Annotated in this window: 22 protein-coding genes; 6 read left to right on the forward strand and 16 right to left on the reverse strand. The window is 69.6% G+C overall.

Annotated features, from left to right (window positions below; genetic code table 11):
* Positions 1–13: 13 nt before the first annotated feature.
* The 3 genes from htpG to ACZ5CW_RS38120 form a co-directional block, all read right to left on the reverse strand.
* On the reverse strand, positions 14–1843 hold the full coding sequence (gene htpG / locus ACZ5CW_RS38110; protein ID WP_468609844.1) for a molecular chaperone HtpG: 1830 nt from the start codon (positions 1841–1843) through the stop codon (positions 14–16).
* A 118-nt stretch (positions 1844–1961) separates the two neighbouring features.
* Positions 1962–2192 (reverse strand): DUF5988 family protein, encoded by a 231-nt coding sequence (locus ACZ5CW_RS38115; protein WP_468609845.1) that lies wholly within the window; start codon positions 2190–2192, stop codon positions 1962–1964.
* A gap of 29 nt (positions 2193–2221) precedes the next feature.
* On the reverse strand, positions 2222–2677 hold the full coding sequence (locus ACZ5CW_RS38120; protein ID WP_468609847.1) for a cold-shock protein: 456 nt from the start codon (positions 2675–2677) through the stop codon (positions 2222–2224).
* A gap of 261 nt (positions 2678–2938) precedes the next feature.
* Between ACZ5CW_RS38120 and ACZ5CW_RS38125 the strand changes: the two genes are divergently transcribed.
* On the forward strand, positions 2939–3427 hold the full coding sequence (locus ACZ5CW_RS38125) for a type II 3-dehydroquinate dehydratase (RefSeq protein ID WP_468609849.1): 489 nt from the start codon (positions 2939–2941) through the stop codon (positions 3425–3427).
* 9 nt (positions 3428–3436) lie between these two features.
* On the opposite strand, the gene ACZ5CW_RS38130 is transcribed toward ACZ5CW_RS38125, so the two are convergent.
* A complete protein-coding gene (locus tag ACZ5CW_RS38130; protein WP_468609851.1) occupies positions 3437–4168 on the reverse strand; it encodes a response regulator transcription factor in 732 nt (243 codons plus the stop codon).
* 1179 nt (positions 4169–5347) lie between these two features.
* Here ACZ5CW_RS38130 and ACZ5CW_RS38135 point away from each other — a divergent pair.
* The gene (locus ACZ5CW_RS38135) at positions 5348–6661 is read left to right on the forward strand and encodes a LuxR C-terminal-related transcriptional regulator (RefSeq protein WP_468609853.1); all 1314 of its coding nucleotides are present in this window, start codon (positions 5348–5350) and stop codon (positions 6659–6661) included.
* 44 nt (positions 6662–6705) lie between these two features.
* On the opposite strand, the gene ACZ5CW_RS38140 is transcribed toward ACZ5CW_RS38135, so the two are convergent.
* A complete protein-coding gene (locus ACZ5CW_RS38140) occupies positions 6706–7491 on the reverse strand; it encodes a thioesterase II family protein (RefSeq protein WP_468609855.1) in 786 nt (261 codons plus the stop codon).
* A gap of 232 nt (positions 7492–7723) precedes the next feature.
* Here ACZ5CW_RS38140 and ACZ5CW_RS38145 point away from each other — a divergent pair, with 232 nt between their 5' ends.
* The 3 genes from ACZ5CW_RS38145 (at position 7724) to ACZ5CW_RS38155 (ending at position 10015) form a co-directional block, all read left to right on the forward strand.
* A complete protein-coding gene (locus ACZ5CW_RS38145) occupies positions 7724–7921 on the forward strand; it encodes a ferredoxin (RefSeq protein WP_468609857.1) in 198 nt (65 codons plus the stop codon).
* A gap of 193 nt (positions 7922–8114) precedes the next feature.
* The gene (locus ACZ5CW_RS38150; RefSeq protein WP_468609859.1) at positions 8115–8921 is read left to right on the forward strand and encodes a class I SAM-dependent methyltransferase; all 807 of its coding nucleotides are present in this window, start codon (positions 8115–8117) and stop codon (positions 8919–8921) included.
* Between the two features lie 26 nt (positions 8922–8947).
* Positions 8948–10015, forward strand: a complete 1068-nt coding sequence (locus ACZ5CW_RS38155; RefSeq protein WP_468609861.1) for a methyltransferase — start codon at positions 8948–8950, stop codon at positions 10013–10015.
* A gap of 74 nt (positions 10016–10089) precedes the next feature.
* Here the strand turns inward: ACZ5CW_RS38155 and ACZ5CW_RS38160 are convergent, their stop codons facing one another.
* On the reverse strand, positions 10090–11349 hold the full coding sequence (locus ACZ5CW_RS38160; RefSeq protein ID WP_468609863.1) for a cytochrome P450 family protein: 1260 nt from the start codon (positions 11347–11349) through the stop codon (positions 10090–10092).
* Positions 11350–11693: 344 nt separating this feature from the next.
* Here ACZ5CW_RS38160 and mhpA point away from each other — a divergent pair, with 344 nt between their 5' ends.
* Positions 11694–13490: a bifunctional 3-(3-hydroxy-phenyl)propionate/3-hydroxycinnamic acid hydroxylase MhpA gene (mhpA, locus tag ACZ5CW_RS38165; RefSeq protein WP_468609865.1), complete on the forward strand. Its 1797-nt coding sequence runs from the start codon at positions 11694–11696 to the stop codon at positions 13488–13490.
* Positions 13491–13548: 58 nt separating this feature from the next.
* On the opposite strand, the gene ACZ5CW_RS38170 is transcribed toward mhpA, so the two are convergent.
* The 10 genes from ACZ5CW_RS38170 to ACZ5CW_RS38215 form a co-directional block, all read right to left on the reverse strand.
* Positions 13549–14793, reverse strand: a complete 1245-nt coding sequence (locus tag ACZ5CW_RS38170) for a cytochrome P450 family protein (protein ID WP_468609867.1) — start codon at positions 14791–14793, stop codon at positions 13549–13551.
* A gap of 328 nt (positions 14794–15121) precedes the next feature.
* Positions 15122–16039, reverse strand: coding sequence for an ROK family protein (locus tag ACZ5CW_RS38175; protein ID WP_468609869.1), 918 nt, complete (start codon positions 16037–16039; stop codon positions 15122–15124).
* A 15-nt stretch (positions 16040–16054) separates the two neighbouring features.
* Positions 16055–16720, reverse strand: a complete 666-nt coding sequence (locus ACZ5CW_RS38180) for an HAD-IA family hydrolase (protein ID WP_468609871.1) — start codon at positions 16718–16720, stop codon at positions 16055–16057.
* Between the two features lie 100 nt (positions 16721–16820).
* Entirely contained in the window at positions 16821–17903 is a 1083-nt protein-coding gene (locus ACZ5CW_RS38185) for a Gfo/Idh/MocA family protein (protein ID WP_468609873.1), read from the reverse strand.
* The gene (gene rifK, locus ACZ5CW_RS38190; RefSeq protein WP_468609875.1) at positions 17900–19060 is read right to left on the reverse strand and encodes a 3-amino-5-hydroxybenzoate synthase; all 1161 of its coding nucleotides are present in this window, start codon (positions 19058–19060) and stop codon (positions 17900–17902) included. Before rifK ends, ACZ5CW_RS38185 begins: the two co-directional genes overlap by 4 nt.
* 227 nt (positions 19061–19287) lie before the next feature.
* Positions 19288–20106, reverse strand: a complete 819-nt coding sequence (locus tag ACZ5CW_RS38195) for a shikimate dehydrogenase family protein (RefSeq protein WP_468609877.1) — start codon at positions 20104–20106, stop codon at positions 19288–19290.
* A complete protein-coding gene (locus ACZ5CW_RS38200) occupies positions 20103–21353 on the reverse strand; it encodes a 3-deoxy-7-phosphoheptulonate synthase (protein WP_468609879.1) in 1251 nt (416 codons plus the stop codon). Before ACZ5CW_RS38200 ends, ACZ5CW_RS38195 begins: the two co-directional genes overlap by 4 nt.
* 56 nt (positions 21354–21409) lie before the next feature.
* The gene (locus tag ACZ5CW_RS38205; protein WP_468609881.1) at positions 21410–22492 is read right to left on the reverse strand and encodes a 3-dehydroquinate synthase family protein; all 1083 of its coding nucleotides are present in this window, start codon (positions 22490–22492) and stop codon (positions 21410–21412) included.
* Positions 22493–22569: 77 nt separating this feature from the next.
* A complete protein-coding gene (locus ACZ5CW_RS38210; protein WP_468609883.1) occupies positions 22570–23430 on the reverse strand; it encodes an arylamine N-acetyltransferase in 861 nt (286 codons plus the stop codon).
* The coding region (locus tag ACZ5CW_RS38215; RefSeq protein WP_468609885.1) for an acyl carrier protein at positions 23427–23854 on the reverse strand (428 nt) is incomplete at its 5' end. The genes ACZ5CW_RS38210 and ACZ5CW_RS38215, both read right to left, overlap by 4 nt.

A 23854-nucleotide genomic window follows, 5' to 3' on the forward strand; every position in this document is an offset into this window, starting at 1 on the left:
GGCGGGGCGTCGGTCACATGGTCCTGGCGAGGCGGTCGGCGAGCAGCTTGGCGAAGCGTGCCGGGTCGGCCAGGTCGCCCCCTTCCGCGAGCAGGGCGGTGCCGTACAGCAGCTCGGCGGTCTCGGTCAGCTCCGGGTCCGCGGCCCGCTGCTCGTACGCGGACCTGAGCCCGCTGACCAGCGGGTGCTCGGGATTCAGCTCGAGAATGCGCTTCACGGGCGGGATCTCCTGGCCCATCGCCCGGTACATCTTCTCCAGCGTCGGCGTGAGGGCGTCGGCATCACCGACCAGGCACGCCGGCGAGCTGGTCAGGCGGGTCGTCAGCCGTACGTCCTGCACGTCGTCCAGGGTCTCGTTGAGCCAGGTCAGCAGCGGTGCGTACGCCCCGGATCGCTCCTGCGGCAGGTCCTCCTCGGAGGGCAGGTCGACGGCGCCTCGAGCCACGGACCGGAACTCCCGGCCGTCGTACTCCCGCACCGCCTCGACCCAGATCTCGTCCACCGGGTCGGTGAGCAGCAGGACCTCGTACTCCTTGGCCCGGAAGGCCTCCAGGTGCGGGGAGTTCTCGACCTGCGCGCGGCTCTCGCCGGTCATGAAGTAGATCTTGTCCTGGCCTTCCTTCATCCGGGCGATGTAGTCGGTCAGGGTGGTGGGTTCCTCGCCGGCGGTGGAGGCGAACGAGGCGATGTCGAGGATCGCCTTGTGGTCCTCGTTCCCATCGAGCAGGCCTTCCTTGGTCGCGGCGCCGAACTCCCGCCAGAAGGTGCGGTACTTCTCCGCGTCGTTCCGCATGAGGTCCTTGACGGTCGACAGGACCTTCTTCGCCAGGCGGCGGCGGATCAGCTGGATGTGCCGGTCCTGCTGGAGGATCTCCCGGGAGATGTTCAGCGACAGGTCGGCCGCGTCCACGACTCCCTTGACGAAGCGGAGGTGGCTCGGCAGGAGTTCGCGGCTGTCGTCCATGATGAACACGCGCTTGACGTACAGCTGGATCCCATGGCGGGCGTCACGCTGGAAGAGGTCGTGCGGGGCGCGCGAGGGGATGAAGAGCAGGGCCTCGTACTCGAAGGTGCCCTCGGCCCTCATCTGGACGACCTCGAGCGGGTCCGACCAGTCATGGCTGATGTGCCGGTAGAACTCGCGGTACTCCTCGTCCTTGACCTCGGACCGCGGCCGAGCCCACAGCGCCTTCATCGAGTTGAGGGTCTCGTCCCCCATCCGGATGGGGAACGAGATGAAGTCCGAGTACCGCTTGACGATCTCCCGGATCTTCCACTCGTCGGCATAGTCGTACAGCGCGTCCTCCGCGTCCGCGGGACGCAGGTGGACGGTCACCGTCGTGCCCTCCGGCACCTCCTCGACGGTCTCGATCGTGTACGTGCCGTCGCCGTCCGACTCCCAGCGCACGCCGGTCTCCTCGCCGGCCTTGCGCGTGAGCAGAGTGACCTTGTCGGCGACCATGAAGACGGAGTAGAAGCCGACACCGAACTGCCCGATGAGTTCGGCCGATTCCTTGCTCTCCTGGAGCCGGCGCAGGGTCTCGGCCGTACCGGATCTGGCGATGGTGCCGATGAGCCCCACCACGTCGTCGCGCGACATGCCGATGCCGTTGTCCCGCACGGTCAGCGTGCGGGCCTCCTTGTCGGCCTCGACACCGATGTGCAGGTCGTCGGCCCTCAGGGCGTCGTCCTGCAGTCCGGCGAGGCGCCGTTTGTCCAGGGCGTCGGAGGCGTTGGAGATGAGTTCGCGCAGGAAGATGTCCTTGTTCGAGTAGATCGAATGGACCATCAGCTGCAGGAGCTGCCGTGCCTCGGCCTGGAACTCCAGCGTCTCCGTGCTCATCGCGCCCCTTCTGGCCATGTCCCGTGTGCGAGCGTTTGCCCTGGAAATCTGACACACCGGCAACGGCCCGCACAAGCGGGCTCGGCACACGGCCGTCGGGCGTGGCGCCCCCTGGACGTCACTCCGCCACGTACGTGCAGCGGGTCCACACGAAGACACGTAGCTCGCGGTCGTCGATGACCGTTGTCTCGGAACTGGCCTCGAAGTGCTCGTAGCGATTGCCGCTCAGAACCTTGACCTTGTCCACGCTGAGATCGGGCAGGTGGCGCAGTCGTTCCGCGTCGGCGATCGCCGTGCGAGGTCCGCCGCTGAGGAAAGCGTTGGGAGTGCCGTTCTCATCCATGGTCATCCTCACCCTCCGGACGTCGTGCGTCGTGTTCAGTCCTCGATCCAGCCGTGCCGCTTGCCGAACAGCGCGAAGTGCTCGCGCAGGGCCAGGATCTGGTGTCCCGTCAGTTCCGGGACGGATGCCAGCAGCAGCTCGGTCACCTCTCGTGTGTACTCGGCCGAGCCGAGCACGTCGCACATCGCCTCGTGGCCCTCCGAGGGCAGCGGGTCGGCCGCTGGGTCCTCCGGTGCCGCCGGTGTCCGGGCTCCGGGCGCCATGGCCTGAGCCGGCGGACTCCCCGCCTCCTGCGCGAGCCGGACGCCGGAGGCCTTCAGCCCGCGTCCGCCGTTCTCGATCTCGAATTCCACCGCCAGTCCCGAGCGCACGGAAGACTCTGGAATCAGCAGATCGTTCACATGCAAGAAGACGTCTTCCCCACCGTTGTCCGGCGCGATGAAACCGTACCCACGCACCCCGTCGAACCGGACCACTCGACCCACAGCCATGCACAGCCCCCACTCAGTCAACGTGCCGCGGTAAGCGTACGCGGCGCGAAGGGGGGAACGGTATACGCGATGCGGTCGGCATCCGGCCAAGCCATAAGGTCTACCCATGCTGGTAGTCCCGACGGGGTTTCCCCGGGCCATCCGCTTGCCGCCTCGCGTGCCGCCGGAACTATCAATTCTGATGGTGGCGCGTCCCGATCGGTGTCGACAGCATGGAGGTGACGCAGGGCCCGGCGGACGATCGAACAGCGAGGTGACTCCTTGAGTGTCGTGCTTCTCTTGAACGGCCCCAATCTGGGCGTCCTGGGGCGTCGTGAGCCGGAGATATACGGCACCGATACGCTGGCCGACATCGAAGCGGCGGTGGCCGAGGAGGTGAGCATCCAAGGGTGGGAGGTTCTCTCCATTCAGCGCGACGCGGAAGGAGACCTGGTCGGCGCCATTCATGAGCATTGCGATCGCACCGTCGGAGCAATCGTCAATCCCGGCGCTCTGATGATTGCCGGATGGAGTCTGCGTGACGCGCTGGCAAGCTATTCACCACCCTGGGTCGAGGTACACCTCAGCAACGTGTGGGCGCGTGAACGGTTCCGGCACGAGTCGGTGATCGCCCCGCTGGCGAGCGGGGTGGTGGTCGGCCTGGGAGCCTTCGGCTACCGCCTGGCCGCCCAGGCGCTGCTGCACCTGTCCGCGGCAAAGCCACCCGGTCCGAGCAGGACACCGGGCAAGGTCGTCGGACAGGCACCCTGACGCGTCCGGTCACGAGGGATCCCGGGCGGTCGAAGAGGGAGCGGAGCCGAGCCGGAAGCCGATTCCGCGCTTGGTCTCGATCCAGTCGTAGGACCCGAGTTTCTGGCGCAGTGCGCCGATATGGACGTCAAGCGTCCGCGTGGAGCCGAACCAATGCTCGTCCCATACTCGCGAGATGATTGCTTTGCGTGTGTGAAGGGTGTCGGGGTCTTCCATCAGCATGGACAGCAGGTCGAATTCCTTGGGGGTCAGCTGGATCGGGCGGCCGCCCAGGGTGACGTCCCGGTTGCGTAAATTCAGGCGCAGCGGCCCTGCGATGAGGATCTCCTCGGCCCGAGCGGACGTCCCGTCCACATTCCGGTCGACCAGGAAGTGACCCGATCGCCGCATGACCGCGTCCATGCTCGCCTGCAACTCGTGGAGTGAATGCGATTTGAGCACGCAGTAGTCCGCTCCGGCGTTCAGCGCAAGGACGCGGTCGATCTCATTGACCTGTGGGCTGACGATGATGATCGGCACGGCGGCCTGGGTACGGATTCTCTTGCACACCTCATGGCTGTCCAGGCCGGGTGTGGACGAGTCGAGGAGCAGCATATCGAAATCACCGAAGCGTTCGAGGGCTTCGGCGGATGCGGGTACCGATTCGATGACGTACTCCGCGGGGAACGGTCTGTTGTGCAAGGCGACGTTCAGGCGCGCATCATCGCTTACCAGCAGGACACGGACGGATGACTTTCCCACAGAGTGTTTTCCCTCCCGTTCTACCCAAGACCTGTCCCGGCGCCGTCCCTCAGAACCAGGATGATCTTGTACGTATGCAGGCCACGGCGGTGTGACGATGTCCGGTCCGCCGACGCTGCTGCCGGCGCCGGGGGAACCGCGGCGCGGGCGAGGGAAACGTCACCCTTTCGTGGCCGTTCTGCTGATCGCCTGCCCGGCGGTGATCGCCGGCGCGGCGTCCTTCCGGGTCATCGGTCAGTGACCCGGGAACGAGCGGCCGGTCCGCCCCTGTGTCCGCAGGCAGGCCGGCAGGGAGGCCGCGACGGCCCCTGCCGCGTTCCGCGTGAAGAAGAGCCGACCCTGCCCGCGAGCGCGGCTCGGGTCTCCGCCCGGGATCAAGGCGACGGCGAAGTGCGGTGACCGGTCCGATGGTCGCGGGTGCGTGGAGATCCGGGTGGTAGATGCCCTGACAGCCACCGGTCCCGACGCCGAACTCCCCTGTGCCGCCCGGGTCGTCGCCGGCTCGGTCAGCCGACGGGCGCCCCCAAAGCGGATCGCCGGAGAACATGGACCCCCTCCACTGCTTCGCCATCAACCAGCTCCGCGCCACCGGTCACGCCGCATCGCCCCGGGACTCCGCGAGACGCCCGCCCACCCCCTCAGCCACCCGCCGATCCTTCTCGGGCCGAGCTGACCAGCGCCGATTCAAGATCACCAGACCCTCGTTACCGCCCTGAGACCTACCCGGCTCGTGTTGATCCAAAACGGTGGGCGGTCCGGCTCGTCGGCCCCTGCACGCTTGACCCGCCCGAGATCGACATCGGACGGAAGAAGATCATCGACGGACCGTCGTGGTCCAGGCCGCGCCGAGCACCGTTCCCGCGGCCCGCCGTCATATCAGGCAAATCGTAAATGGCAACACTCGATCGTGCTCCGGAAGCAGCCCTGAAGTTATGTTTCATCTCCGCTGAAGTACTCCTGTACTTCCGGCGCTTAAGCTGATCCCAGACCGGACCAGGTGCAGCTGAAGCTGACCGGTCCTGCCGTACAGTCCCCCCCACTTCCGGCACCGGACGGTGCCGCCTGTACCGCACCTCCGCCTTCCTGCAGTCGGTGAACCGGCGCTGCCTGATGGCCGGCGAGGCACCGAATACCTGCGGAAGAGCGCCGCCGAGCACGTACACCCCCCACAGCGATCCAATGACGGGAGACGTGATGCTCGATTCTCCGTTCCGCTTGCGGCTGCCACTTTCCTATTCTGTCATGTGCGCCTGCGACAGCAGCTCTTGTGAGAGCGCCCGCCTGTCTGCGCTCTCCTTCGCCGCCTGGTCGCGCGGCGATCTTCTGGAAGGCATGCGGCAGGCGGCCGCAGCCGGCCACACACATTCTGGCTGTGCCGGAAACTGTACGGGCGTGGCACAGATCTGGTATTCGGCGTTACTGGTGAGGATGCGTGAACTCGAATCCGGGGCACGAATGCTCGCCCGCGCGCGGCAGCTGACGGCCGGCACCGAGGATGCCGACGGAAGGGTGGCGGCTTCTTTGATATGCGGGGCAGAAATCGCCTTCGCGCGAGGGGATGTCGACACCGCCGTCGATCTGGCGGGCAAGGGCGTCCACCGGGCGCAACTGGCCGGTCTCGGCAGCCTGCTGCCCGAAGCGCACACCGTGATGGCACTGAGCGCTCTGCGGCAGGGCAACATGAGCCTGAGCCTGGACTTCGCGAATCAGCTGCGGGACGCGGCCCTTCTCGGCCAGACGCTCTACAGGCCCAGTCAGTCCGCCTGGGCCGCGGCTCAGCTCCTGGAGGTGCAGGGTGACGCGATGAGTGCCGCGCATCTCATCGTGGGCATCATCACGGACGACCGGCTCATCCTGGAGCTTCTGGCCTCGCAGCCGGCCGCCGCCGCGTGGCTCGTCCGGGCCGTGCGGAAGCTGGGCGACGAGGACCTCGCCAAGCGGGTGGTCTCGGAGGCCTCCGGACTCGCCGCGCGCAACCGCGGCCTGTGTTCCGTGGAAGCGGCGGAGACGCACGCCGGCGGACTGCTGGAGGAGAACGCCGGAATGCTCGTCGCGGCGGCCGACTCGCATCTGGACCTGTGGGCCAGTGCGTCCGCCTGCGAAGACGCCGGCAAGCTCCTCTCGACACGGCGTCAGGAACGGGATCGGGCGGTCGAGGTCCTCGAACGGGCAGTGGACGGATATGCGAAGTCCGCGGCACCTCGCGATGCCCGCCGGGTCGTGAGCAGGCTTCGCGCACTCGGCGTGCGGTGTGGCCGGTATCCGCAATACGCCGGACAGGACGGTGTGAGCATCGACTCCCTCACCAGTACCGAAGTCGCCGTGGCCGAACTGGTGAGCCACGGGTTCACGAACTCGCAGGTCGGTGAGCGTCTCTTCATTTCCGGTCACACCGTGGCGTTCCATCTGAAGAAGATATTCCGCAAGATGAACGTGGCTTCTCGTGTGGAACTGACGCGGACGTGGAGCCGGCTCTCGAGCGCCGACTACTGAGCCGGGTCACCGGCTCGCCCGGCGGTCTTCGCAGGGGGCGTGTGTCACGTCGGGGTCCGCTCCTGCGTGTCGACGCCCCGGCCGTCCACTTTCTCCGCCAGGAGTCCGATCACGTGCTCGCTCTGGTCGACGAGGAAGAAGTGGCCACCCCGGAACACCTGGAGTTCCGTCCGGCCGGTGGTGTGCTCCTGCCAGGCTGCCGCTTCCTCGACCGAGACCCGGGGGTCACCGTCACCGGTGAGCACCGTCACCGGGCAGTCCAGCTTCGGCCCGGGCTCGTACCGGTACGTCTCGACGGCGCGGTAGTCGGCACGGACGGCCGGCATGATCATTTCCAGCATCTCCGGGTCGGCCAGCATGGCCGCGTCGGTGCCGCTCAGCGTCCGCAGCTCGGCCACGATCTGGGCGTCCGGCTGCTCGTGGACCCGTTCGTCGCGGTGGCGGGACGGGGCCCGCCGACCGGAGGCGAAGAGCCGTACGGGTGAGGGGAGGCCGGCGTCCCGCATCCGCAGCGCGACCTCGTAGGCGAGGACGGCGCCCATGCTGTGCCCGAACAACGCGAGCGGACGGTCGTCGAGCCGGCGCACCGCCGCGAAGATCCGGTCGGCGAGGTCGCGGAGGTCGACGACGTTCGGTTCGTGGCGCCGGTCCTGCCGCCCCGGGTACTGGACCGCCAGCACCTCCACCGCGGGCGCGAGTGCCCTGGACACGGGGAAGAAGAAGCTCGCCGAGCCGCCGGCGTGCGGCAGGCACAGGAGGCGGGTACCACTGGTGGGCGCCGGGTGGAATCGGCGGACCCATGTGTCGAATTTCTCCGCTGATCGAGGCAAGGCCAGAAATTCCTTCCAGGGACATGCGTGATCTTTCCCAGAGTAGGGCAGTCGCGTCCGGCCGGGCATCCCCCGATCTGATAGGCGACTTGGCCATGTGCCCGGCCGGGCCGCTCTCTTATTTTCGCTCGGGAAGGAGTGCTAGCGTGGTGCGCCGGCGATTTCGTTCGTCCCCTGACCGAAATACTCGAAGAAGTCACCTGATTGACGACCGCCGAGCGGAAGTGCTGTCATGAGGATCATCGCGGATACCGGCAAGTGCGTCGGCGCGGGCCAGTGCGTGTTCACCGAGCCGGACGTGTTCGACCAGAGCGAGGACGACGGCACGGTCGTCGTGCTGAACGCCGAGCCCGAGGGCGAACTCCTGGCGCGGAAGGCACGTGAGGCCGTCCACAACTGCCCGAGCCAGGCCCTGTCGCTGGCCGAATGAGCTGTGCCGGGGCGACCTATCAGATCGGGGGATGCCCCGTCGATCGCGCCCGCCCTAATCTTCGGAAGGGCCACGCAAGGCGCGGAATCGGCACGGGTCTCTTTTCTTTCCGGTGTCCAGGGGCACGTTCCGCACGCGCGCCCCCGGTCGAGTGGTGACCACCGGTTTTCCGGACAGAGAAGGGAATTCGTCGATGACCGCTACGAACGCCTGGCTGGCCGAGGATTACGCACAGGTGAACGCGCCGCACATCAAGACGGCGCTGGCCGCGCTCGCGCTGGCGGGCGACGCCATGGAACGCGGCGGCGCCTTCGCCGACATAGGCTGCGGGACCGGAGACGTCGCGCGGGCCGCCGCGGAGCGGGGGTTCGACGTCTGGGCCAGTGACGCGTCACCGTCCATGGTGGACGCCACGCGGCAGTTGTGCGCCGGGCTCTCCGTACGGGCCGAGGTCTGCCCGGCCGAGGAACTGGCCCTCCCGCAGGACCGGTTCACCGTGGTCCATTCCTCCTGGGTGCTGCACTGGCTGGCCGAGGCCGACGAGCCGCTGCGCCGGATGGCCCGGGCCCTCGGCCCGGGCGGGCACCTCGTGCTGCAGTGGACCGGTGCCCAGCCGCGCAGTGCCGGCGCCGGGATGTTCGGCATCCTGCGGGAGATCGCCGGCGGTCCGAAGTGGAGGGACCTGCTCGCCGAGGCGTCACCGGCGATGCGTGACTACCCGGCCGGCGAAGTGGCCCAGGTGCTCGAGGACTCCGGACTGGAGATCATCCACTACGAACCGGAACTCGCCCCTGCGGTGAGTGCGAAGAAGGGTCCCGGCCCGACCGAGGCGGAACTGGCCGAGATGCGCAGGCGCTACAAGCTGATGGGGTTCGCCACCCAGGCCGCGGCGCTGGGTGAACGCGCCGACGAGTTCGTGGACGAGGTGCTGCGGGCCACGATCGAAGCGGACAAGGCCCATCCCCACCACGCCAGGATCGTCGCCCGCCGACCGGCCTGAGCCAGGAGAAGGAAGGGATGAGTGCAATGACCGCAACAGCCACGTTCACGCGACTTCGCGACTTCATGGTGGGACCGGCGAGGTTCAGCATCCTGCTGTCCTGTTTCGAACTCGGCATCATCGATGCGCTGCGCAAGCGGCCCGGCATGACCGCGGCCCAGCTCGGCGGCGCCGTCGGTGCCGCCCCGGGTGCCGTCGAACAGCTTCTCCATCTGCCGGTCAAGGAGGGCTTCCTCGCGTACGACAAGGGTTCCGGCGGCTACTCCCTCGACGCGTTCGCGGGCGTGACCGAGGCCGACCTCCGGCGCGTGCTTCCGGCCATGAACATGATCAAGGTGGTCATGCTGAGGCAGATGTTCTACCTCACCGAGAGCGTGCGGTCCGGCACGCTCGTCGGCCTGGACGCGCTCTACGGGTTCGAGGGCAACCTGTACGAGGCCGTGGCGGAGCACAAGGACCTTCGCGAGTCCTGGGCGACGATGATGGACGACGTCACCGCCCACATCGATCCCTGGTTCCTCCGCAACGTCCACATACCGGCCGGCTCGAAGGTGCTCGATCTCGCCGGGAACACCGGCCTGGGCGCGATTCTGACCCATCGGCTGAAGGCGTCGTCCGGGCTTCACGTGACGACGTTCGACCTGCCCGAGAAGGAAGCCGAATGCCTGGAGAACTTCAGGTCCCACGGCGTGGAGGACCACTGCTCCTTCATCGGCGGTGACGTCTTCCGAAGCGTTCCCAAGGGTTTCGACGTCGTCCTGATCAAGCACTTCCTGGACATGTTCGACAAGAAGGACGTGATCAGGATTCTCACCGGTGTCGGGGAGGCGCTGGAGGTCGGCGGGCAGGTCGACATCCTGGTGCCGGTGTACCCGGAGGACATCAAGGATCCCGGCAGCGCCGGCGTCGACATCTTCCCCGCCTACTTCCTCGGCTGCACCATGGGCCAGGGCGGGCCGCAGAAGCTGTCGACCTACCGCAACTGGGTGGAGGAGTGCGGCTTCAAGGTCACCAAGATGTTCGCCCAGGATCTCGCCAAGATGCCGGGAGCGCTCATCGCCCACGGCATCCTGTGCGCGACGAAGACCGCCTGACACCTCGACGGGCCGGGGCGAGGCCCGCCGGCTCCTCCCCCGCCGGCCGGGCCGACCCGGCCGGCGGGTCGCGTTCAGCCGAGCCGCAGCGGGAGATGTGCGACCCGGGTGACCCCGGGCCGCAGCGTCCACGGGATCTCCTCGCGCCGCACCGCGAGGCCCAGGTCCGGGAACCGGCTGAACAACGCCTGCAGCGCCACCTCCGCCTCCTGGAGGGCCAGCGGTGCACCGAGGCAGTAGTGCGCCCCGCGCCCGAACCCGAGGTGGCTCTCGCCGCGCCCGGTGTCACGGCCGACGTCCAGCCGCTCGGGGTCGTCGAACTTACGGGGGTCGGTGTTCGCCGGCAGGATCAGCGGCATGACCGTGGACCCCGCCGGGATCTTCACGCCGCTCAGCTCGACGTCCTCCGAGGGGTACCGGGGCAGCCCCCACTGGGTGGGGCCCAGGCGCATCAGCTCGTGCAGGGCCTGCGGCCACCGGGACGGATCCGCGCGCAGCAGCTCGAGCTGGTCCGGGTGCTCGAGCAGGGTGAGCACCGAGTTGCCGATCAGATGCGTCGTGGTCTCGTGCCCGGTGATCACCAGCGTGAAGACCAGGGTGATCATCTCCCGGTCGGAGAGCCGGTCCCCGTCGTCCTCCTGTGCCTGCACGAGGGCGGAGATCAGGTCGTCACGCGGCTCGGCACGCCGGCGCGCGATCACGTCCGTCATGTGGTCGACGCACTCGCGCATGACGGTCGGGAGGCGCTCGCGATGCTCGGTGGGAGAGGACAGGCAGTTCCCCCACTCGTACCACGGCGCACGGTCGCCCTCGTCGATCCCGACCAGCTCGCAGATCACGGTGAACGGCAGCGGGTAGCAGAACGACGTCATCAGGTCGACCGGCGTGCCGTCGCGGCCCGCCTCGGCCATCCGGTCGAGCAGCGTCGCGGTGATCTCCTCGACCCGCGGGCGCAGCCCGGCCACCCGTCGCGCGGTGAACGCCCGGGAGACCAGTTTGCGCAGCCGGCGGTGGTCGGCTCCGTCGATCTGCATGAGCTTGTCTTCGAGGTAGTCGACCAGGTCGGTCGGGAGGTTGAGCTGCCGCATGATCGTGGTCCGGGTGTCCGGGGCATCCGGCACCGAGGCCGGGTTGTTGAGGAACCGCGGATCGGTGAGGACCCGGCGCACGTCGTCATAGCGGGTGACGAGCCACATCGGCCGCCCACCCATGATCGTGCCGGTCAGCATCGGCGCCCGCTCGCGCATCCGCGCGTAGCCGGCGAACGGGTCGGCTATCAGGTCGGGCGCGAGCAATTCGACCGGGTCGGCCGGGTTCTCGGCGGTGGCTGTCATAGTTCTCACCCTTCCGTGCCAAAGCAAGGAATTACTGATCCGTCGACGTCGGACAGGCACACGAGACAGGCTTTGTCATTCGGACGGCTCTTTGGCAGGCTAGGGCAGAGATGGCCGGCTGAGCATCCCTCAACCTGGTAATGTTTTCCACTCCTTGACACCTTTCGAACCGTCGAATATCGTTCCAGCAATTTCCAGTGTGACGGAATTCAGCCGGCAAACAGCACATATACCTGTGAGGTTTTCCTTGAAGCCGTTCTCCGAAGTCCTCGCCGCTGCGCCGGCAGCGCGCGGGTAGGGTCACGATGCCGACCCTGCGACCGCACGACGCACCCTCGAGCCCGATGGACGCGGACGTCGTCATCGTGGGCAACGGGCCGATCGGTGCCGCGCTGTCGGTGCTGCTCGCCCAGCGCGGCCGGCGGGTGACCGTACTCGAGCGCCGCGTCCGACCGTACGCGCTCCCCCGGGCGACCAGCTTCGACGGGGAGACCGCCCGGCTTCTGGCGGCCACCGGGATCGGCCCGGATCTCGGCCAGGTCACGGAGCCGGCCAACGGCTACCAGTGGCAGACCGCCACCGGCGCGGCGCTGCTGGACATCGCGTTCACCACGGCCGGTCCGTACGGCTGGCCGGACGCCAGCACGATGCATCAGCCGGCCCTGGAGGAGCTGATCGCGGCAAGGGCGGCGTCACTGCCCGGCATCACGGTCCTGCGCGGGCACGAGGTCGTGGGGATCAGCGACGCCGAACAACGGGTGGAGGTGACCGCCGCCACCGGTGACGGAGCGACACGCGTCTTCTCCGCGAGGTGGGTCGTGGGGTGCGACGGCGCCAACAGCTTCGTGCGCGACCACCTCGACGTCTCCGTCACCGACCTCGGGTTCTCCTACGAGTGGCTGCTCTGCGACGTCGAGCTGCGCCGGCCGCGCGATTTCACCCCCACCAATGTGCAGATCTGTGATCCGGCCAGGCCCACGACGCTGGTGGGCAGCGGTCCCGGCCGCCGGCGCTGGGAGTTCATGCGTCTGCCGGGCGAGAGCACCGCCGAACTCAGCAGGGCCGAGACGGCCTGGCGGCTGCTGGCGCCGTTCGGCGTCACCCCCGACACCGCCACCCTGCTGCGCAGTACGACCTACATCTTCCAGGCCAGTTGGGCCGACCGGTGGCGGGTGGGCCATGTCCTGCTGGCCGGCGACGCGGCCCATCTCATGCCGCCCTTCGCCGGGCAGGGCATGTGCTCCGGCATCCGGGACGTCGTCAACCTGGCGTGGAAGCTGGACCTGACACTCCGCGGCCACGCGCCCGAGGCCCTCCTGGACAGCTACGCCGAGGAACGCCGGGCGCAGGCCAGGGAGTCGATCCTGGCCTCGGTCCAGCTCGGCCGGGTGATCTGTGTGACGGACCCGGCGGCCGCCGCCGAGCGGGATGCCACGGTCCTGGCCAACCGGCGCGGCCGGCCGCCGACGCGACCGGAGCCGGCGAAACCGCTCTCGGGTGGGCTGCTGAACCGGCGGCCCGGAGCGGAAGCGGCCGAGCCGCCGGCGGGTGCGGTCGTACCGCAGGGGCGCGTGAGCCGGCACGGACGCAAGGGGCTGTTCGACGACGTCGTCGGCCGTGGTTTCGTCCTGCTGACCACCGACGATCCGCACACCGTGCTCGACGCGGACCGGCTGTCCTTCCTCGCCGGCCTCCAGACCCACGTGGTGCGGCTGCTGCCCCCCGGACATGCCTTCGACGGCCGCGGCTCGCCGGAGACGGTCGCGGAGTCCGACGGCGAGGCCGAGGCGATCGATGGAGCGGACGAGCCCGACGGCGAGGCCGAGGCGATCGATGGAGCGGACGAGCCCGACGGCGAGGCCGAGGTGATCGATGGAGCGGACGAGCCCGACGGCGAGGCCGAGGTGATCGATGGAGCGGACGAGCCCGACGGCGAGGCCGAGGTGATCGACGTGGCGGACATCGACGACGTCTACCGGCCGTATCTGGCCCGGTTCACGGCGACGTCCCTGCTCGTCCGCCCGGACTACCACGTCTTCGGTGCCGCGAGCGGCCCCGACGGCACCCGCGCACTGATCGACGACCTGCGCGACCAGTTGCGGGCCGCGGTGCCGGCCGGCGTACGGCACCAGGCCGGCTGACGGAGCACGGCGCCCGCCGCGCCCGCCGGCCGGGGCAGCCGGCGGGCGGGCGCGTCGGTCAGCCGAGTCGGAGCGGGAGCTGGGCGACCCGGGTGAACCCCGGCCGCAGCGCCCACGGGATCTCCTTGCGCTCCACCGCGAGGGAGAGGTCCGGGAAGCGGGTGAACAGCGCGTGCAGCGCCACCTCCGCCTCCTGGTAGGCCAGCGGCGCGCCGAGGCAGTAGTGCGGCCCCATCCCGAACCCGAGGTGGCTCCCGGCCCCCCGGCAGACGTCCAGCCGCTCGGGGGCGTCGTACTTGCGCGGGTCGGTGTTCGCGGCCAGGAGCAGCGGGGTGACCGCCGAGCCCGCCGGGATCGTCACGCCGCCCAGCTCGATCTCCTCCGCCGCGTACCGGGGCTGGGCGAACTGCGAGGGCCCCAGGCGCATCAGCTCGCGCACCGCCGGCTGCCACCGGGACGGATCCGCCCGCAGCAGCGCGAGCTGGTCCGGCTGCTCGAGCAGGGCGAGCACCGAGTTGCCGAGCAGGTACGTCGTCGACTCGTGCCCGGCGGTCACCATGGTGAAGACCAGGGTGACCATCTCCCGGTCGGAGAGCCGGTCCCCGTCGTCCTCCTGCGCCTGCACGAGGGCGGAGATCAGGTCGTCACGCGGCTCGGCACGCCGGCGCGCGATCACGTCCGTCACATGGTCGGCGCACTCGCGCAGGATGGTCGGGAGGCGCTCGACCTCCATCAGGGACAGCACGCGCCCCCATTCCTGCCACTGCGGACGGTCGGCCTCGTCGATCCCGACCAGCTCGCAGATCACGGCGATGGGCACCGGGTAGCAGAACGACTCCACGAGGTCGACCGGTGTGCCGTCGCGGCCCGCGTCGGCCATCCGGTCGAGCAGCGTCGCGCTGATCTCCTCGATCCGCGGGCGCATCTCGGCCACCCGCCGCGCGGTGAACGCCCGGGAGACCAGCTTGCGCAGCCGGGCGTGGGCGGCGCCGTCGAGGTTCATCATCGCCTTCTCGATGAGGTCGACCACGTCGGCCGGGATGTCGAGCTGCTTCAGGATGGCGTGCTGGGCGTCCGGCTCGCCTCCCGGCACCGATGCCACGTTGGTGACGAACCGCGGGTCGGTGAGGACCTGACGTACGTCGTCGTAGCGGGTGACCAGCCACATCGGCGACCCCATGACCGTGCCGGTCAGGATCGGCGCCTGCTCGCGCATCCGCGCGTACGCGGCGAAGGGGTCGGCGATCAGGTCCGGCGAGAGCAGGTCGATCGGGTCGGCCGGGTTCTCGATGGTAGCGGTCATGGGTCTCCCCCTTGGTGTCGAGGAACCTTGGTGTCGAGGAACCTTGGTGTCGAGGAACCTTGGTGTCGAGGAATGCCGGTGTCACGGAATTCCGGCGTCGAGGAATTCCGGCGTCGCGGAAAATGCGTTCTGGCCCACCGGCGCGAGACGGCACGCGGGGCGGGCCGTGCTGTTCGCCTGCGCAGGAAACCGGCGGACGCCATTTCTTCGGGACAATAGGGCAGGGCCGGTCGGCAGAGCATCCCTCGACCTGATAAAGATTTCCCGGCCCTTGACACGTTTTGCGCAGGGGTGCGGGTGCCGCGTTTCCCGTTTCACGGAAGCACGATCAGGTGCGTTCGTTCTGCGGAAGCGCGATCAGGCGGGCCAGCGACACCGCGCCGCGCAGCGAGGACAGGCCTCCCAACCTGGCCGGCTCCACCGGCGGTGGGGGGTGGCCGGGGCGGGCCAGCTCTGCGAGGTGTTCGGACACGAGCCCGACGAAGCCGGGGAGGGCGCTCGCGAAGCCGCCCCCGACCAGCACGAGTCGCGGATGGACGAGTTCCTGGACGCCCACCGCCGCGGCGGCCAGGGCCCGGGCGGTCCGCCGCAGCGCCGTGACGGCCCACGGCCGCCCGTCGCACCATGCCTGGCGCAGTGCGTCGAAGGTGACCGCGCTGCCCCGCAGTCGTGTCGCGCGGCGCAGCGTGGCCGGGCCCGAGGCGATCGCCTGGAGGCATCCCCGGCGGCCGCACACGCACCCCGGGCCGCTGATGTCGACGACCATGTGCCCGATCTCGAAGGATCCACGGCCGAGCCCCGGGCACAGCTCGCCTCGCAGGACGAGGCCGCCGCCGATTCCCGTGCCGATCCCGAGGTAGAGCAGATCGTCGCAGCCCGCTGCCCGGGACTCGGCGAGCGCGCCGAGGTCACCGTCGTCCGCCCAGGCGACGGCCGCTTCGGGGAACAGCGCGCGCAGCGCCCCGCCCAGGTCCGTCCCGGTCCACTCGGGCCGGCTCGGCCAGGCGGTGATCCGCTCGGCCGGTCCGAGCGTCGCCGGCATCGCGACGCCCACGGCCCGGAAGGACGTCCCCAGCCTGTTCCGCAACGCGCCGACCGCATCGTCCAGTTGCCGCAGATCGCGGTCCGCGCTGTGCCGCGGCCCCCACGGGAACGCGGTCTCGTCGACACATGCGGCGTCCGCTTCCACCCGGAGGGCGACCTTGGTGCCCCCGATGTCGACGCCGAGGTAGTGCGCGGTGTCCATGCCCTGCGGTGCTCCTCAGCCGCGGGGCACGGGCGGGCACAGCGCCAGCAGGTCGGCCGGGCGGCGCAGAACGGCGGCCGGCTGAGCGGCGAGCAGTTCCTCCTCGTCGGACACGGCCCACAGCGCGGCGACCGAGGCGACACCGGCGCCCTGTGCGCTGGCGAGGTCGGTCGGCGCGTCACCGACCATGAGGGCCTGCTCGGCCGGCAGGCCCAGCAGGTGGAGGGCGCGCTCCACGATGTCGGGGGCCGGTTTCGGCCGGGCGACCTCGTCCGAGCCGATGACATGGGCGAAGAAGGGCAGCAGGCCCAGCTGTTCCAGCAGGGAGCGCGCCCGTGGCCCGCTCTTGCCGGTGGCCACCGCGAGCCGGAGGCCTCGCACCCGCAGGGTCAGGAGCAGCTCGACGACGCCCTCGAAGACCGGCACTTGGGGCGCGAGCCGGTAGCTCTCGCGGACGAAAGGTTCCTCCATCTCCAGCGGCAGGCCCATGATCCGCATGATGTCCGGGAAGTAGCGCCCCAGGTGCCGTCGGTACTCCTCGAAGGGCGCGGGCCCCTCGCCGACGACCTCCTTGTACGCGAGGGCGAACGCCTCGTTCATCACCGCGAAGCTGTCGACGAGGACCCCGTCCAGGTCGAAGATCACGGCACGTCTGACCGACGGTGGGAGTGTCCGCGTCACCGTCGCCGATCCCCCTGTCTCCGGGGCTGTCACCTGATGCCCACGCGGTATGTGTGCTCGTTCTGCTGAAACTGGCGATTCCACTGGCTTTCCCCACCGTTCACCGATAAGCGGGCACACCGTTGTGGGCGTGCGCGGAGCGGGCCGAGGCGTAGAAGTCCTCGATGAGGCGGACGGTCGTACGGGCCTCCCCGATGGCTCTGCCGCGCCGGCTCGGGGCCGTCAGGATTCCGGCGAGGGCGTCCAGCTGCCGCCGGTACTCGGTGCCGATCGGCTCGTCGGGCACCGGGACGGAGGTGGTGGTGCCCTCTCGGGTCAGCGTCAGCACCGGGCGGGGGTGGCGGTTGGGGCTGAAGCCGAAGGTGCACCTCAGCTCTGCGGTTCCGGTGCTGCCCACCACCTGGATCCGGGTCACGTCCCGCGCCTCGTGCGACGCCCAGCCGGTGAGCAGGGAGACGGAGATGCCGTCGTCGCGGACGAAGAAGCCCCGGGCGGTGTCCTCGACGTCCCCGACGGCATCGGCGACCGGCCGGTCCCGCCGCCATGTGGCGCCCCAGGTACCGGTGTCGAGGAAGTCGCTGGACGTCACGCCGACGACCTGTGTGCAGCGGGCCGGCCCGAGCAGGGATGCGAGCGTGTCGAGCAGATGCCATCCGAGGTCGAACAGCACACCGCCGCCGGCTTTGCTGCGCTGGGTGAACCATCCGCCGGCCTGTGGGATGCCGCGTGCCCTGACCCAGGACAGGTCGACGTGCCGGACTCGGCCCAGCTCCGGCAGCAGGCGCGCCAGGGCTCCGACGTCGCCGCGGTAGGGGGCGGCGCTGCCTGCCAGCAGCATGCCGCCACCGTCGCCTTCGGCCGCTGCCAGAGTCTCGGCCTCGGCGGAGGTGAGACACACCGGCTTCTCCAGGAAGACGGAGATGCCCTTGCCGAGCAGGGCGGCCGCCACCCCGGCATGCAGGTGGTTGGGGACGGCGACGACGGCGAGGTCGACCGCGCGGGCGGTGAGCGTGTCCACCGACGGGTGCACGGACAGGCCCGGCGCGCTGCCGAAGGCCTGACGCGTCGCCGGTTCGGTGTCGACGACGGCCACCACGTCGAACCCGGCCGACTCCGCCAGCAGGGGGAGCCAGAGTTCCCGTCCCGCCCAGCCGAGCCCTACGACGGCTGCCCGGACGCTCATACGGCGGCCACGGCGTCCGCGATGATCTCGGCTGTCCGGTGCATGTCCTGCTCGGTGGCGAGCAGGACACGGTGGTGCAGCCAGACGCAGTCCTGGCTGATGGCCTCCGTGCGGGGGCAGCGCTCGGCGATCTCCTCCACGGTCGCGTCGGGTGCGGAGATCTCCCAGAAGGCGTCGGTGCGGTAGACGGCGCGGAAGCCCGCGAACGCCGGCAGGCCGGCCGCCACGAGCCTGTCCACCAGGGCGTTGCGGTTCTCCTCCCCGATACCGGGCACACGGAACATCGCCATGTAGTGCGAGGGGAAGTCGGTGCGCTCGTCCCCTCGTTGGGGGACCACGCCGTCGATCGACCCCAGCAGGCGGGCGAGCAGGGTCCAGCGTTTCTGGCGGGTCGTCGTCTGCCCCTCCAGGCGGCCCAGCTGGGCGCGCAGCACCGCCGCCGAGAACTCGTTGAGTCGCAGGTTGGAGCCGGCGATCTCATGCAGGTACCGGCGGTCGGTCCGCGGCCGGCCGCAACTGTGGCGAAGGAACGCGGTCTCGTACATCTCCGTCTCCGGGAACAGTACGGCGCCGCCCTCGCCGGCGGTCATCAGCTTGCCGTTCTGGAAGCTGAACGCGGCCACCGAGCCGAGTTCGCCGACCCGTTTTCCCCGCCAGCGGGCGCCGTGGGCGTGGGCGGCGTCCTGGAGCAGCGGGACGCCGGTATCGGCGGAGAGCTTGGCCAGTGCGTCCATGTCCGCCATGTATCCCGCCATGTGCACAGGCATGATCACCTGGGTGCGCGGTGTCACGGCCGCGGCGGCCGCCGCCACGTCGATGCCGTAGGTGTCCTCGTCCACGTCCACCGGGACCGCGACCGCTCCGAGCCGCTGCGCCGCCTGGGAGGAGGAGATGAACGTGAAGGCCGGGACGATGACCTCGGAGCCGGGACCGACCCCCATGCACTGCAGGGCGAGTTCCAGCGCGTGGGTTCCGTTCGTGACCGCGAGAGCGTGGGGGGCGCCGTGGTGGTCGGCGAACTCCCTTTCGAAGGACTCGACTTCGGTGCCGCCCATCCGCCACCACTGCCCCTGCTCGAGTGCACGGATGAGGCCTTCCCGCTCGCCCGCGTCGTACTGAGGCCACTGGGGGAACTCCGGCGCCTGTCGCACGTTCATGTCTCTCCAACCATGGATCTGGCTCGACGCGAGGTGCGGGACGAGCGGGGCGGCGTGCCAGGCAGGAGACGCACGCGCACGAGAGCACTCACCGTCGAGATCGCGGAAGACGCGCACATCCCGCCCCGTGCGGCGGCATGTGCGGTCAGTGGAAGAGGGGGCCAACGTGTCCAACGTAAAGCCCTTCCGGCCTCCCCGCATCCCTCGGTCCGGTAGTCGCCGACCGGTCACTTCAGACCGAAGAAGGCCTGATAGGACTCCAGTTGCCCCTCGAGCATGTGCACTCCGTGGTGGACGCGGTGCCCTCGTGCGGCCGCCTCGCGCAGAAGCCTCGTCTCCCGCGGCTTCATGACGATGTCGGCCACTACGGTGTGTGGTGGCAACGAGTCCACGGGGAACGGGAGCGGGTCGTCCGCACGCATGCCGAGCGGTGTCGCGTTCACCGCGATGTCGAGGTCGGCGTCAGGCAGGTTCGGTCCGCTCAGGGCGCGTGCCCGGCCCGGCCAGTACGAGTCGAGACGGGTGATCAGAGCGCTGAGCTTCGGCGTGTCCGAGTCGTACAGGGACAACCGGGCGACACCGGCCGTCAGCAGTGCCACGGCGATGGCGCTGCCCGCGCCTCCCGCGCCGACGAGCGCCACCTGGCGGCCTTCGGGGTCGTGCCCGGCGCCGACGAGACCCGTCACGAAGCCGGAGCCGTCGAAGTTCTCCGCGAGCCAGCTGCCGTCCGGCTCCCGTCGCAGCACGTTCGCGCTGCCGACGATGTCCGCGGTCGCGCCGCACCGGTCGGCCAGCCGGCGCACAGCCGTCTTGTGCGGCACGGTGACGAACATGCCGTCCATGTTCTCCACGCGCTGCAGGCCCCGCACGACGTGTTCCAGGTGCCGCGGCCGTGCGTGCACCGGAAAGAGCACCGCGTCGATGTGGAGGCGCGCGAAGAGCGGGTTCATCAGTGTGGGCGCCTGGACCTGGGCGATGGGATCCCCCAGGACGGCGTACAGCCGGGTGGTGCCCGTGATGGGCGTGGCGGGAGGTTGTCCGGTCATCGCAGCCCTGCCTCACTGTCCGTGCCCCCGGCCGCCAGTATCTCGGCGACCCAGAAGGCGAGTTCCATCGCTTGCCGCGCGTTGAGGCGGGGATCGCAGGCCGTCCGGTAGCGGGCGGGCAGGTCGGCTTCGGCGATTCCCGCGGCACCTCCCAGACACTCCGTGACGTCTTCACCCGTCACCTCTACGTGGATGCCGCCGGGGTGGGTGCCCAGCCGCCGGTGCACTTCGAAGAAGCCGGCGATCTCGTCGACCACGTGACGGAAATGGCGGGTCTTGTAGCCGTTCACCGACGTGTAGGTGTTGCCGTGCATCGGATCGCACTGCCAGATCACCTGGTGCCCGAAGGCGGTGACCTTCTCCACGATCGGAGGCAGTACCTCACGCACCAGGGTGTGCCCCATACGGCTGACCAGCGTCAGTCGCCCGGGTTGACCGTAAGGGTCGAGCCGCCGCACGTATTCGACGGCTTGCTCCGGGGTAGTGCGCGGACCGATCTTGAGGCCGATCGGATTGGACAGCAGTTCCGCGAAGGCGACGTGCGCGCCGTCGAGCCGGCGGGTGCGCTCGCCGATCCACAGGAAGTGCCCCAGTCCGCTCGACAGGCGAGGCCGCGGCCCGCTGACGTCCGCCCACAGCGAGGACTGCTCATAGTCGAGCAGCAGGGCCTCATGACTGACGTGGAGGTCGCGGTATCCCTCGTCCACCGCTTGCGGATCGGGCACACCGTTCCGGCACAGCTTGCGGACCAGGGCCATCGTCTCCGTGGCGGCGGTGTGGGCCCGCAGCATCCGGTGGGGGTCGGGCGTCCGGGCCGCGGGCGTGGGTTCCACGGAGTTGACCATGTCGCCGCGGTAGACGGGCAGTCCCGACGCGTCGACGGTCTTGGAGCGGGGCTTGGCGTACTGCCCGGCCATGCGGGCGATCTTGACGACGGGGAGCCCCGCCCGGCGGGTGAGCACGGCGGCCATGTGCACGAGAGTCCGCAGATTGGCTCGCTGATGGGCCTCGGTGTTCTCGGCGAAGGTCTCGGCGCAGTCACCGCCCTGGAGCAGGAACGCCTCGCCGCGCGCGACCGCGGCGAGCTGACCGGACAGCCGCGCCGTCTCGGCCGGTGTCACGATCGGCCCGGCCCGGCTCAGCAGGGCCACCGCCTCTCTCGCCCGCTCCGGGTCCGGCCAGACCGGTTGCTGCGCGGCCGGCCTGGCCAGCGCCGCCGACAGCTCTCGGGCCAGTGGGCGGTCCACCGGCCGGCAGGCCCCGGGCGATCCGTCGGGATCGGCCGGCCACTGGGGAAAGTGCCTCATATGTGAGCCGCATCGGTCGTGGAGGCTCCGGGCGCGGCGGCGCCGACGAGATCGGCCAGTCGCGCTCGGGGCATCCGGTCCAGGACCCCGGCGACCACCTCGGGCGGCACTTCGCTCACCAGTTCCGCGCCCTTCGGGCCGTCCAGGACGAACGCGAGTCCGGTGATCGCCTTCTTGTCGTGTCGCATCAGCCGCATGAGGGCCACGGTCTCGGTCTCGACGGGCAGGGCGGTGGGCAGGCCGTAGTGTTCGACGATCTCCCGGTGCTCCGCCACCCGCGCCTGGCCGATACGGCCCAGAGCGCCGGCGAGCAGGCCCGCGAAGACCGTTCCCACGGCCACCGCCTCGCCGTGGCGCAGAGCGAAGTCGGTCGCCGCCTCCAGCGCGTGGCCCAGCGTGTGGCCGTAGTTGAGCACGTGCCGTGGACCGGAGTCCCGCTCGTCCGCCTCCACGACGCGGGCCTTGAGGCTCACCCCGGCGGCGATCTGTTCCGCCAGGGGCAGTCCGCGCAGGTCCGCGGCGCCGATGAAGTGGCAGCGGGCGATCTCGCCGAGACCGTTCAGCATCTCCCGCCGCGGCAGGGTCGACAGGTAGTCCGTGTCGCACAGCACCGCACTGGGCTGCCAGTAGGCGCCGACCAGGTTCTTGCCGGCCGGCAGATTCACCGCGGTCTTCCCGCCGACGCTGGCGTCCACCTGGGCGAGCAGCGACGTGGGCAGGTGGATCACGGGCACACCGCGGTGATACAGCGCGGCCGCCAGCCCGACCACATCGGTGGTCGTCCCGCCGCCGCAGGAGACGACGACGTCGGACCTGGTGAGCCCGAACCGCACGAACTCACCGCACAGCGCCTCCACGGTGGCGAGGGTCTTGTCCTGCTCGCCGTCCCGGGCCGGCAGCAGCAGGGTCTCCACACCGGTGTCGGGCACCCACTGCGCCGGGCGTGCCGACACGACGACGGCCCGCCGGGCGCCCAGCCGACGGATGATCCCGGCGAGCGACGTACGCACCCCGGACCCGATGAGCACATCGTAGGAATGATCTGTGAGGCGCAGCGGAACGGAGGTGACTTCTGCCATCGTTTCCCTCTTCTGATGTCAGCTCGCCCTGATCACCCGAGAAGAATGGTGCTACGGGCGCCGGCCGGAGTGCGGATTCAGCGGAACTCGCCCGCCAGAATGCGGGAGATCAGCTTCCGTTGTTCGTCGTCGTCCGTGATCGTGCGCACCTCCTCGCGCCCGTCACGGACCGTCAGGTATCGCCGTCCCTTCAGTACGACCTGACCGTTGTCGAAAGTCCGCCCGAACAGGACGTCCTGACCGTCGTGCGCTCGCAGGTCCGCCTCGATCTCCCGGAAGAGGCGATCCGTTCCCCGCCCGATCGGGCACGGGTCGGATTCCTCCACCGCGTACTCACGGTTGAGGTGCTCCTCCAGTTCCCTCCAGTCGCTCCACTGCCGGGATTTCATCGCGAAGGTATAGACGACGCTCCACCGGCTGACCCGTCCCCGGCGTTGCAGAGCGAACCCGGTTTCGTGGTCGACCAGCCGGTACTGGCACCCGTACTGGGTCTGTACCGTGTCGGTGACCAGCAACGGCTCGATGTAGTTGGGGCCCGGGTAACCGACGTCCACGAGCCACTCGTCCCCGTCCAGGGTGACACGGTTGAACATGTGCTCCACGTCGAGCCCGAAGTTCTCACGGCCTTCGGCGGTGCTGCCCGCCATGAGGGTGACGTCGTATCCCAGTTCACGCAGAAGCAGATGGAACAGACGGGCCAGTTCGAAGCATGTGCCACCCTGACCGTTGACGATGCTCGTCTCGAACAGCGCGCTCTCGTCGAGGTCGACGATGCGTAGTCCGTCACGGAGATCCTGGGTGGCGCCGTTGTACGGAATCGCCATGAGGTGGTTCTTGTGCAGCCTCCGCAACGTCGCGATGTCCACACCGGTTTCGCCGCCGCACCCTATCCGCTGGAGGTATTTTCCTACGTCGAACACGTCATCACTCTCTTTCATACGGAGATCGCTACGACCGCGGTCTGTTCTCCGCACATCAGCTCGTGCAGGTGCGCGGCGAGCATTCCCGGCGTCGGATGGTCGAAGACGAGGCTGGGCGAGAGTTTCCTTTCGGTGATGGTGCGGAGCCGGTTGCGCAGTTCGATGGCGGTGAGGGAGTCGAAGCCGATCTCGAAGAGCCCCTGGTCGGCGTCGATGTGGTACGTCGCGCTGTAGCCCAGGACAGCGGCCACCTGAGCCCGCACCAGGTCGAGCAGGACCTTCGCCTGCTCGGCGGCGGTGAGTCCGGCCAGCCGGTCGGCCAGCTGCCGGTGCTCGTCGCCGGTGCCCGCGGCGTGTGCCGCCTGCCGGCCCGCCCGTACCAGGCCGCGCAGCATGTGCGGCACCCCGCCACCGGCCGCCGCGTCAGCACGCACCCCCCGCA

The organism is Streptomyces sp. NPDC031379, from assembly GCF_055569615.1.

Bases quoted from the DNA above. Each gene is read 5' to 3' on its own strand.
- ACZ5CW_RS38210 (WP_468609883.1), bottom strand. From the start codon at position 23,430: ATGAAAGAGAGTGATGACGTGTTCGACGTAGGAAAATACCTCCAGCGG.
- htpG (WP_468609844.1), bottom strand. From the start codon at position 1,843: ATGAGCACGGAGACGCTGGAGTTCCAGGCCGAGGCACGGCAGCTCCTG.
- ACZ5CW_RS38170 (WP_468609867.1), bottom strand. From the start codon at position 14,793: ATGACCGCTACCATCGAGAACCCGGCCGACCCGATCGACCTGCTCTCG.
- ACZ5CW_RS38155 (WP_468609861.1), top strand. From the start codon at position 8,948: ATGACCGCAACAGCCACGTTCACGCGACTTCGCGACTTCATGGTGGGA.
- ACZ5CW_RS38185 (WP_468609873.1), bottom strand. From the start codon at position 17,903: ATGAGCGTCCGGGCAGCCGTCGTAGGGCTCGGCTGGGCGGGACGGGAA.
- ACZ5CW_RS38120 (WP_468609847.1), bottom strand. From the start codon at position 2,677: ATGGCTGTGGGTCGAGTGGTCCGGTTCGACGGGGTGCGTGGGTACGGT.
- ACZ5CW_RS38175 (WP_468609869.1), bottom strand. From the start codon at position 16,039: ATGGACACCGCGCACTACCTCGGCGTCGACATCGGGGGCACCAAGGTC.
- ACZ5CW_RS38205 (WP_468609881.1), bottom strand. From the start codon at position 22,492: ATGGCAGAAGTCACCTCCGTTCCGCTGCGCCTCACAGATCATTCCTAC.
- ACZ5CW_RS38195 (WP_468609877.1), bottom strand. From the start codon at position 20,106: ATGACCGGACAACCTCCCGCCACGCCCATCACGGGCACCACCCGGCTG.
- mhpA (WP_468609865.1), top strand. From the start codon at position 11,694: ATGGACGCGGACGTCGTCATCGTGGGCAACGGGCCGATCGGTGCCGCG.
- rifK (WP_468609875.1), bottom strand. From the start codon at position 19,060: ATGAACGTGCGACAGGCGCCGGAGTTCCCCCAGTGGCCTCAGTACGAC.
- ACZ5CW_RS38145 (WP_468609857.1), top strand. From the start codon at position 7,724: ATGAGGATCATCGCGGATACCGGCAAGTGCGTCGGCGCGGGCCAGTGC.
- ACZ5CW_RS38160 (WP_468609863.1), bottom strand. From the start codon at position 11,349: ATGACAGCCACCGCCGAGAACCCGGCCGACCCGGTCGAATTGCTCGCG.
- ACZ5CW_RS38115 (WP_468609845.1), bottom strand. From the start codon at position 2,192: ATGACCATGGATGAGAACGGCACTCCCAACGCTTTCCTCAGCGGCGGA.
- ACZ5CW_RS38135 (WP_468609853.1), top strand. From the start codon at position 5,348: ATGACGGGAGACGTGATGCTCGATTCTCCGTTCCGCTTGCGGCTGCCA.
- ACZ5CW_RS38150 (WP_468609859.1), top strand. From the start codon at position 8,115: ATGACCGCTACGAACGCCTGGCTGGCCGAGGATTACGCACAGGTGAAC.